Below are 1461 nucleotides of genomic sequence, written 5' to 3'. Positions count from 1 at the left end.
CACTGGGCAGTTAATTGTCAAAGATGGAGCAGGAGTTTCAGCTAGCACTGCTAGTGAAGGGGACGGGGGAGATGTGAATATTACCACTGGGGAGTTAATCATCTCTGATGGAGCACAAGTTTCAGCTGGCACAATCGGTGAAGGGGACGGGGGAAAGTTGACAGTGGATGCCTCTGAATCTGTTCAAGTAATTGGTAGGTCAGGCGATGGTCGGTTTGGCAGCCGCTTGACTACTCAAACTGACGGGGCAGGAAAAGCGAGAGATTTGAGTATTACCACTGGGCAGTTAATAGTCTCTGATGGAGCACAAGTTTCAGCTGGCACAAGCGGTGAAGGGGACGGGGGAATTTTGACTGTGAATGCCTCTGAATCTGTTCAAGTAATTGGTAGGTCAGGCGATGGTCAGTTTCCCAGCGGCTTGTTTACTCAAGCTGAAGGGACAGGAGATGCGGGAAAGTTGTTGAAAATTACCACTGGCCAGTTAATTATCTCTGATGGAGCAGCTATTAGTACTAGAAGCTTTGAAAAGGATAGTTCAGCAGGAACGGTAGAAATTAATGCCAACTCCATCTTCCTTAACAACCAGGGAATCATCTCGGCAGAAACAGCAGGAGACAAAGGCAATATTAATCTAGATGCCCGTGACATCCGACTCCTCGACGAAAGCAAGATTAGAACTGATGCTAGTAATACAACAACTGGAGGCAATATCACCATTGATACTGATATCTTACTCGGTCTAGGAGATAGCGACATCACCGCCAATGCTAAACAAGGCCGAGGAGGTCGTGTTACGATTAATGCCCAAGGCATCTTTGGCTTGGAGTTTCGAGACCGTCCAACTCCAGGAAATGACATCACCTCCACCTCCGAACGTGGCTCATCCTTCAACGGTCCAGTAACCCTCAACACCTCAGTAGACCCGACCTCAGGGTTAATCGAGTTACCAGGAAGCTTGGTCGATGCAGAAGCCATCCTGGCCAATGACCTTTGTGGCTTTGAGAATAATCGGATTGCTGGCGGCAGTTCCTTTACCATTACCGGCAAAGGGGGTTTACCACCGACTCGATTAGATCCGGTGATTAATACTGACAGAACAGTGGGCTGGAGAACTCGTCCTGGCATAGCCAGCACCAGAAGACAACAATTACAGCAGCAACCTAATGTCAGACGCCCTCAACCTGTCCCAGAAAAAAAAGTGATTATCGAAGCCCAAGGCTGGGTAACAGCAAAGGATGGCACGATTATTCTGACGGCTCATCCGTTTAAGGGTACTCCTGTTGAACAGATATTGCCCAATCTTGATTGTCATTCGGGAAGAGGGAAGAGGGAGTAGGGAGTAGGGAGTAGGGAGATGGGGAGATGGGGAGATGGGGAGAGTAACATAGCATTTTTGTAAAAGTAGTGAACATACTCTCTGAAAGAAAGGCAAGAGGCAAGAGGCAAGAGGCAAGAGTTAAT

General features: G+C 48.1%; 1 protein-coding gene. It reads left to right on the top strand.

Annotation, left to right across the window (positions count from 1 at the left end; genetic code table 11):
• Window positions 1-1336: S-layer family protein (locus F6J99_RS44980; RefSeq protein WP_293123921.1), on the top strand; the 1336-nt coding region annotated here is incomplete at its 5' end.
• Window positions 1337-1461: the final 125 nt, after the last annotated feature.

It is taken from the genome of Moorena sp. SIO4G3, from assembly GCF_010692305.1.
Lineage (GTDB): Bacteria > Cyanobacteriota > Cyanobacteriia > Cyanobacteriales > Coleofasciculaceae > Moorena > Moorena producens_A.
This window is presented reverse-complemented; position numbering and strand designations above follow the sequence as displayed.